This is a genomic window from Sphingomonas sp. (genome assembly GCF_035317925.1).
Classification (GTDB): Bacteria; Pseudomonadota; Alphaproteobacteria; order Sphingomonadales; family Sphingomonadaceae; genus Sphingomonas_I.
On sequence record NZ_DATHFV010000220.1, the window covers coordinates 1 to 8,208 of the forward strand.

General features: G+C 66.2%; 11 protein-coding genes. 4 read left to right on the forward strand and 7 right to left on the reverse strand.

What is annotated here, in order from left to right; genetic code table 11:
* Positions 1-988, forward strand: a 988-nt coding sequence (locus VK533_RS16110; protein WP_324379565.1) for a dipeptidase, incomplete at its 5' end; no start/stop codon positions are given.
* Positions 989-995: 7 nt separating this feature from the next.
* On the opposite strand, the gene VK533_RS16115 is transcribed toward VK533_RS16110, so the two are convergent.
* Both VK533_RS16115 and glpX read right to left on the reverse strand, forming a co-directional pair.
* Complete coding sequence (locus VK533_RS16115) at positions 996-1,190, reverse strand: PspC domain-containing protein (RefSeq protein ID WP_324379567.1); 195 nt, start codon at positions 1,188-1,190, stop codon at positions 996-998.
* A 379-nt stretch (positions 1,191-1,569) separates the two neighbouring features.
* A complete protein-coding gene (gene glpX / locus VK533_RS16120; protein WP_324379583.1) occupies positions 1,570-2,544 on the reverse strand; it encodes a class II fructose-bisphosphatase in 975 nt (324 codons plus the stop codon).
* Between the two features lie 134 nt (positions 2,545-2,678).
* Between glpX and VK533_RS16125 the strand changes: the two genes are divergently transcribed.
* On the forward strand, positions 2,679-3,152 hold the full coding sequence (locus VK533_RS16125; RefSeq protein WP_324379569.1) for a hypothetical protein: 474 nt from the start codon (positions 2,679-2,681) through the stop codon (positions 3,150-3,152).
* Between the two features lie 12 nt (positions 3,153-3,164).
* Here the strand turns inward: VK533_RS16125 and VK533_RS16130 are convergent, their stop codons facing one another.
* A complete protein-coding gene (locus VK533_RS16130) occupies positions 3,165-4,457 on the reverse strand; it encodes a homoserine dehydrogenase (protein WP_324379571.1) in 1,293 nt (430 codons plus the stop codon).
* Between the two features lie 116 nt (positions 4,458-4,573).
* On the opposite strand from VK533_RS16130, the gene VK533_RS16135 reads away from it, so the two are divergent.
* Complete coding sequence (locus VK533_RS16135; RefSeq protein WP_324379572.1) at positions 4,574-4,795, forward strand: hypothetical protein; 222 nt, start codon at positions 4,574-4,576, stop codon at positions 4,793-4,795.
* Positions 4,795-4,998 (forward strand): hypothetical protein, encoded by a 204-nt coding sequence (locus VK533_RS16140; RefSeq protein ID WP_324379574.1) that lies wholly within the window; start codon positions 4,795-4,797, stop codon positions 4,996-4,998. Before VK533_RS16135 ends, VK533_RS16140 begins: the two co-directional genes overlap by 1 nt.
* 132 nt (positions 4,999-5,130) lie before the next feature.
* On the opposite strand, the gene VK533_RS16145 is transcribed toward VK533_RS16140, so the two are convergent.
* The 4 genes from VK533_RS16145 to infB all read right to left on the reverse strand — a co-directional run.
* The gene (locus tag VK533_RS16145; RefSeq protein WP_324379576.1) at positions 5,131-5,415 is read right to left on the reverse strand and encodes a hypothetical protein; all 285 of its coding nucleotides are present in this window, start codon (positions 5,413-5,415) and stop codon (positions 5,131-5,133) included.
* A gap of 684 nt (positions 5,416-6,099) precedes the next feature.
* Positions 6,100-6,282: a hypothetical protein gene (locus VK533_RS16150; RefSeq protein ID WP_324379578.1), complete on the reverse strand. Its 183-nt coding sequence runs from the start codon at positions 6,280-6,282 to the stop codon at positions 6,100-6,102.
* Between the two features lie 203 nt (positions 6,283-6,485).
* The gene (rbfA, locus tag VK533_RS16155) at positions 6,486-6,881 is read right to left on the reverse strand and encodes a 30S ribosome-binding factor RbfA (protein ID WP_324379580.1); all 396 of its coding nucleotides are present in this window, start codon (positions 6,879-6,881) and stop codon (positions 6,486-6,488) included.
* A 146-nt stretch (positions 6,882-7,027) separates the two neighbouring features.
* Positions 7,028-8,208: translation initiation factor IF-2 (gene infB / locus VK533_RS16160; protein WP_324379581.1), on the reverse strand; the 1,181-nt coding region annotated here is incomplete at its 5' end.

Consider the following 8,208-nt stretch of genomic DNA (forward strand, 5'->3'; position numbering starts at 1 on the left):
GCCGCCGCTCGAACAGGTCAAGGAGACGATCGAGGAGATCGACCTGATCCGCGATATCGCCGCGCGCTATCCGGAGACGTTCGAACTGGCCACGACCGCCGCCGATGTGCGCCGCATCCACAAGGCCGGGCGCATCGCCAGCCTGATCGGGGTCGAGGGCGGCAACCAGATCGACAACAGTTTCTCGGTGCTGCGCGCCTACAAGGCGTTCGGCGCGGGCTATCTCACGCTGACGCACGCCAAGACGATCGAATGGGCGGATTCGGCGACCGACAATCCCAAACATGGCGGGCTCACCCCGTTCGGCGAGGCGGTGGTGCACGAGATGAACCGGATCGGCATGCTGGTCGATCTGTCGCACGTGAACGAGGACACGATGCGCGACGCGCTGCGCGTGAGCAAGGCGCCGGTGATCTTCTCGCATTCTGGCGCGCGCGGCGTGGACGATCATCCGCGCAACGTCAGCGACGACGTGCTCAAACTGGTCGCGGCCAATGGCGGCGTGGTGATGGTCAATTTCGCGCGGCAATATGTGTCGCACGACTATCGCCTCTGGGAAGCGGAAGAGTCGGCGGAGAAGACGCGGCTCAACGCGCCGCCCTTCGGCGGTCTCTATATCGGCGCGCCGGACAAGGCGGCGGCGGCGCTGGCGGATTGGATCAAGGCGCATCCCGCGCCCAAGGTCACGATCGGCCAGGTGGCCGATCATATCGATCATATCGCGAAAGTAGCCGGCATCGACCATGTCGGATTGGGATCGGATTATGATGGGGTCGATAACAGCCTGCCCGAGGGGCTGGAGAGCGTCGCCACTTATCCGGCCTTGCTGGCGGAGATGCTGCGGCGGGGCTGGAAAGATGCCGACGTCGCCAAATTGGCGGGCGGCAATGTGCTGCGGGTGATGGAAGAAGCGGAAAAGGTCGCGGCGGCGATGAAGGCCGAGCTGCCGGCGACGGCTACCGAACCGGCGCTGGACGGAGCTAAGTAGCTCCGTCTCAGCGACGGAAACGGTAGTAGATCGCGCCGCCGCAGTAAGCGAGCAGCATCAGCTTCCACCAGAACAAGGCGGCGACGATCGCCACGATGCGGACGACGGGGGCGGCGACGCCGCTGCTTTCGGAAATTCCGGCGCAGGTGCCGAGCAGCATGCCACGGCTCGGCACCTGGTTGGGGTTATAGTTCCGGATCATGTCCCTCTCCTTGTCCAGGCGCATCAGCCGGCGAAGTGGCTGGGGCCGACCGCGGCGAGGATGCAGGTTGCGCTGACGATGAACGAGATGAAGCCGACGCCGAACTGAGCGGCGAACGAAGAAGCGTAGTTGGTCATTTCAAATCTCCCTAAGAGCATTTCCGCCGGACCATTCCGGCGATGCTCAATGAATTGCAGGGAGCGTGCCAATTGCCCGCGAGAGGGGGAAATTGCGCAATTTGGTAAAATCAGCCGTGCTCGTCACCAGATGCTGGCGGAATTTCCGATACATTGGCGAAATTATTTGGTCATTCGAGAGGACGTGGAAATCTCGCCGCGCAGATGTCCGGAAATTGGCCGGATCCGGACAGTGCGATCGGTCAGTCGACCTTGCCGCGCCGGTGCTCGCCCTTGACCCAGCGGACCGTGCCGGAGCTGGCGCGCATCACCACGCTGTCGGTGGTCATCATGCCCGCGCGGCGCTTGACGCCTTCGAGCAGCGAGCCGTCGGTGACGCCGGTCGCCGCGAAGATGGCGTCGCCCTTCACCAGATCCTCGAGCCGATAGATGCGGTCGAGATCGGTCACGCCCCATTTCTTGGCGCGGCCGCGCTCGTCGTCGTTGCGGAACAGCAGCCGGCCCTCGAACTGGCCGCCGACGCAGGCGAGCGCTGCCGCCGCCAGCACGCCCTCGGGCGCGCCGCCCGAACCCAGATAGAGATCGATCGTCGTGTCGGGATCGCTGACCGCGATCACGCCCGCGACATCGCCGTCGGGGATCAGCATCACGCCGCAGCCGATCGCGCGCAGCTCCGCGATCAATTTGTCGTGGCGCGGGCGATCGAGCACGCAGGTGATGATCTCGTGAGGGTCGACGCCCTTGGCCTTGGCCAGTGCGCAGACATTCTCGGTCGGCGTCTGCTTCAGGCTGACCACGCCGGCGGCGTAACCCGGGCCGATCGCGATCTTTTCCATATAGACGTCGGGCGCGTTGAGCAGGCAGCCTTCCTCGGCGATGGCCAGCACCGCGAGCGCGTTGGGGCCTGCCTTGGCGACGATCGACGTGCCTTCGAGCGGATCGAGCGCGATATCGATCTTGGGCCCGCTGCCGCGCCCGACCTTCTCGCCGATATAGAGCATCGGGGCTTCGTCGCGCTCGCCCTCGCCGATCACGACGGTGCCGTCGAAATCCAGTTCGTTGAAGGCGGCGCGCATCGCTTCGACCGCGGCGGCGTCGGCGGCTTTCTCATCGCCGCGTCCGACCATCTTGGACGCGGCGATCGCCGCCGCCTCCGTCACCCGCACCATTTCCAGCACCAGTACGCGATCGAGCGTCTTCGAAGCCTTCACCGCCATCGCGTACCAATTCCCTGTCTGTTGATCGGGGGCGCGATAGGACGGGCATGTTACCTTGTCGAGAAAGGCGCTGGTAGCGCTTTGCATTTTTGCATGAGCCCGATCATTATCGCGGCGCTGACGGGAGAATCCCCATGCGTCCGCTGCCGATGACGATCGCATTGCTGCTGACGGCCGGCGCCGGGCGCGCTGCTGCGACGCCGTCGGGCCCAATAATGCCCGCCGCATCCAGGACCACGCCCGCGCAGCAGATGATCGCGCTCTATCGCGACGAATATCGGCACGGCTTCCATCCCTGCGCGCTGCCGTCGCACGCCAATGAGGTGGTGGTGTGCGGCAACGGGCGTGGCGGGTCGGCCGAGCGCCTTCCCCTGCCCGACGAACGCGGGCCGCCCGATGGACCGCGCGCGGCGATCGGCGAGCCGGTGAGCGGCAAACAGGCGCTGATCGATGCGGCGCAACCCTGCCGCGCCGCCAATTGCCCGGCGCACGGGGCGGTGGATCTGGTCGCGGCGGGAACCGGCCTGGCGCAGGTCGTGCGCGCGATCGTCGATCCGGAAGGCGCGTCGGATTATGCCGACCGCCACCCCTGGAAACCGCAGCAATAGAAACGCCGAGGATTAGCCTGCGAGGATGTGCATCAGCATCGGCGGGCCGACCAGGCTGGACGAGCCTTCGAGCTTGTCGAGCGCGGCGACGACGCTGCGTTCGGGGCCTTCGTGCGTGACCATCACCAGCAGTACGCTACCATCGGGCGCCGCGCCGCGCTGGATCAGGCTTTCGATCGAAACGCCCGCGTCGCGCATCGCCGCGGTCAACTCGGCGAGCACGCCCGGCCGGTCGGCAACGGTGAAGCGCAGGTAGGAACGGCCGCGCCGTTCGCCGGCGGGTGCGGTCTTCGGATGGGCGAGGCTCTTCACCGGCATGCCGAAGGCGGGGCCATATTCGCCGCGCGCGATATCGATCAGGTCGGCGACGACGGCGGAGGCCGTGGGGCCGTCGCCCGCGCCCGCGCCCTGGAACAGCAGGCGGCCGACGAAATTGCCCTCCGCCACCACCGCGTTCAGCGATCCGGTGACGTGCGCGAGCGGGTGGCCCATCGGCACGAGGCAGGGGTGGACGCGCTGGAACAGGCCCTTGGCGCTAGCCTCGCCGAAGCCGACCAGGCGGACGCGATAGCCGAGCGCGTCGGCCTCTGCGATGTCGGCGCCCAGCACGTGGCGGATGCCGGTGATCGCGATCGCGTCGAAATCGACCTCGGTGCCGAACGCCAGGCTGGAGAGGATGGCGAGCTTGTGCGCGGCATCGACGCCGTCGATGTCGAAGCTGGGATCGGCCTCGGCATAACCCAGCGCCTGGGCCTCGCTCAGCACCTCGGCGAAGTCGCGGCCTTCAGCCTCCATCGTCGTCAGGATGTAATTGCAGGTGCCGTTGAGTACGCCATAGACATGGTCGATCACATTGGCGGCGGCGCCTTCGCGCAGGCCCTTGATCACCGGAATGCCGCCCGCAACCGCGGCTTCATATTTAAGCGCGGTGTTGGCGGCCTCGGCCGCGGCGGCGAGTTCCAGCCCGTGGTGCGCGAGCATCGCCTTGTTGGCGGTGACGAAGGCCTTGCCGGCGTTGAGCGTGGCGCGCGCGAGCGTGAGCGCGGGACCGTCGGAACCGCCGATCAGCTCGACCACCGCATCGACATCGGCGCGTGCCGCCAAGCTGACGGTATCGTCGACCCAGTCGATGCCAGAGAGGTCGATCCCGCGGTCGCGTGTCCGGTCGCGTGCCGAAACGGCGACGATCTCGATCCCGCGTCCGGCGCGGCGTTCGATCAGCGCCGCATTCTGGGCAAGCAACTTGACCACGCCACCGCCGACCGTTCCGAGCCCCGCGAGGGCGATGCGTAGCTTCTCTGCCATCGCCTCCCCCTAGCCGCGTCGCCCGGCGTTGCAAGCCTGCGGCCCGTCGCAAAGCCGGGAACGGGTGCGCGTGCCGCTTCGTTCTTATCCCGAACCAATTCGCAAGGAGAGCGATCATGGCCGATCAAACCCAAGATCCCGCCGTCATGACGGAAGAAGAGCGCATCGCCTATGAGGAGCGCCGGGCGTCCAAGAGCTGGCAATCTGGCCAGCAGGGCGGAACCATCGCTCACACGCTCGGCGGCGAAGGGGGCGCGGGTGCCGCAGCCTCCGGTCCGGACATCGCCGAGGAATCGGCGCCGACTCCCGGCAATTCAAGCGACGAACCCAGCCGCTGATGGCTGAAGACAAAGACAAAGCCGATCCCGGGGCCGCCGAGCGCGGCCACCGGGCGTCGGTGCGCAAGGACGGCGAAGTCCATGGCTCCGGCGCGGGTGCGGGCGGCGGCGGCACGCCCGAGGATTTCGATTCGGATCCGATGGCCGGCGGCGAGGGCGACGTCGAGCCCCGCAAGCCGCATCCGCCCTCGGGGCAGTTTTAGGATTCTTTGTCCGCTCACGCGGAAGCGGCACCGGCCCGCGCCCCCACCCGGCCGCCCAACAGGTTATTCTATGGGAGGCCGGGTGGGGGCGCGGGCCGGTGCCGCACCTGGTTCAGCAGAGCTGAATCAAGCCTAGTCCGTCCGCTTGCGGCGCGGACGGCGCGCGCGCGGCGCGGCTTTCGCTTTGGGCGCGGCTGCGGCCGGCTTCTTCTTCCGACGCAGCAGCGGGATCGCGAGCAACAGCCCGACCGTGGCGGCGACCGCGCCTCCAATCAGCGTCACGCCTAAAGCGCCGATCGCCGGCCCCTCGGGCAGATGCTCGAGCGCCTCGTCGCGCTGCGCGGCGGCGCCGTGCGGCGGATAAGGCGGTTCGGCTTCGGGCGGCAGTGGAGTCGGCGGCGCTTTGTCTTCGGTCATGATGTCATCCCAAGCGACTCATTCGGTCGCGAACAAGGCTTCAACGCACAATTTTCCGTCCAGAATCGATTCAGACGCGCAATAACCCCCGTTATCCTCGTTATCCACAGGCCTGAACCCCTATTTTCCGCTGGTGCGACTCGGCCGGCCGTGAGAGTTTCTGGATGTGCTCGGGAGACGGGCTCGGACGGAAACGGAAGAGCAAGAAACCCAGAGGACATCCGGAGCGGAACGAGGACGAAGGCTCTGCGGAGCAGTCAGAGTCGGGAAGCGAAGGAAGGCGCCGGAAGAGACGGCGGTGGCGGACGGGGCCGAAAGGTTAACGTCAGCGACCGGGGTCCCAAGAAGGGCCGCTGACCAGCCAAAGGGTTCGCCCGGCGGCAAAGCAGCGACGCCTGAGCGATCAAGGATCAAGGACCCGCAAGGGGAATTGGAGACCGGAGCCGCTCGGCGCAGTGGGGGCTGGTGGCAACACCGGCCCCCATTTTCATTTTGGGCCGTAATTTCGCTTTCGGTCTTTCTGGCATTTCCGAAAAACGCGGGATTCGTGTGGGATGGGCTGCGGTCAGCCACCACCGTCATGCCGGACTTGTTCCGGCATCCACCCTATCACAAGCGCTTCGGGCATGGCCCTGTGGACCCCGGATTAAGTCCGGGGTGACGCCCAAATAGAAATGGAGTCGCCTAAAGCGCGGGTGTGAGGCCCGACGGGGGTGCGACCGGTTCGGCGTCCACGCGCTGCGATTCGATCTGGTCGGCATAATATTTGGCGAGACGGCAATAGCCGCGCCGTGCGGCGGCCGAAGCGCGCAGCTTGGAGCGCACCAGAGAGATGCCACGACGGTGGTAGAGATCGATGAGGTCCATATCCCGTCTCCTTCACGCCAAAGCGGGAGCCGTCTTGTCTCTCTTCGTCACCATATCCCGGGCTCAGCGGGCCGGCGGTGCGACTCGCATATCATGACTCGCGGTGAGTCGCGGAGTCGATTCCGTCAGTCCGGGCCGATTAGACGGCAGGAAGGTTGCGCGGCTGTTCCGCCGAGATGAATAAAAGTGCGTGGAGGCGCGACCTAGTCGTCGGCGTCGAGGTCGCGCGCCACGACCGGCGAGCGCAGCAGGGCATCGATCCGGGCGCCCTCGTCAAAGCTCTCGTCGGGCCGGAATTTGAGCTTGGCGGCATATTTGAGGTTCACGCGCTTCGCGACCTCGCTCTGGAAATAAGCGGTGTTGGTGCGCAGCGCCTTCAGCACCTTTTCCTCGTCCGATCCGAGCAGGGGCTTCACGAACGCGATCGCATGCTTGAGATCGGGCGACATCCGCACCTCGGTCACCGACACGAGGTGCGACGCGAGCACGTCGTCATGCACGTCGCCGCGCATCAGGATCTCGGCAAGGATATGGCGCACCTGTTCGCCCACGCGAAGCAGGCGGACCGTTTTGCCCTCTGAGGTTTCGTTGTGGCGCATTGCTACCTCGAAGCCCTCTCCCGCTTTCGCGGGAGAGGGTTGGGTGAGGGTCTTCTTCTTCCATCGAGGCCTAGAAGGAGAAGACCCTCACCTCCCGCTCCGCGGGCCCCTCCTCTCCCGCGAAAGCGGGAGAGGGCTTTAGCCGATTACAAAACGCGTTCGCGTTCCTCGACCTCGAACGTTTCGAGGAAGTCGCCCGCCTTGATGTCGATCGAGCCTTCGAGCGTGATACCGCATTCCAGGCCGGCGCGGACCTCGGCGACGTCGTCCTTGAAGCGACGCAGCGAGGCGATCGAGCCGTTGTAGATGATGACATCGTCGCGGGTGACGCGCGCGCGCAGCGCCTTGCGGATAAAGCCTTCGGTGACGAGCAGACCCGCCGCCTTGCCGTGCTTGCCGGCGGAGAAGACTTCGCGGATTTCGGCGCGGCCGACGACCGTTTCGAAATATTCGGGTCCGAGCTGGCCCGCCATCGCGGCACGAACATCGTCGAGCAGATCGTAGATCACGTCATAATATTTGAGCGCGACCCCGTCCCGCGTGGCGATCTCGCGCGCCTTGGAGTTGGCGCGGACGTTGAAGCCGATGATCGGCGCCTTCGAGGCCGCCGCCAGGCTGACGTCGCTCTCGGTGATGCCGCCCACGCCCGCGCTGAGAATGCGAACCTGGATGAGATCGGTCGAGATCTTGTTGAGCGATCCGACGATTGCTTCGACCGAACCCTGCGCATCGCCCTTGATGACCAGGGGGAATTGCTCGGCCTGCTTGTCGCGCAGCGCCGAGAACATCGATTCGAGGCTGGCGGGCGCGCTGGTCGTGCGCTTCTGCTGGATCACGCTGGCGCGATAGGCGGCGACCTCGCGGGCGCGCGCCTCGTTCTCGACGACGGTCAGCTGGTCGGCCGACGACGGAACGCCCGAAATGCCGAGGATTTCGACCGGGGTCGACGGGCCGGCGGTCTTCACCTGCTTGCCCTTGTCATCGACCAGGGCGCGAACCTTGCCGCTCTCGGGGCCGACGACGAAGATGTCGCCGGTCTTGAGCGTGCCGCGGCGGACGAGGATCGTCGCGACCGGGCCACGGCCCTTGTCGAGCTCGGCCTCGATCACGACGCCTTCGGCGGGGCGATCGGGGTTGGCGGTCAGTTCGAGCACTTCGGCCTGGAGCTGGATCTTATCGATCAGTTCGTCGAGCCCGGTCTTGGCGGTCGCCGAAACCTCGACGTCCTGGACGTCGCCCGACATTTCCTCGACGACCACCTCATGCTCGAGCAGGCGCTCGCGCACCCGCTGCGGATTGGCGCCTTCCTTGTCGATCTTGTTGATCG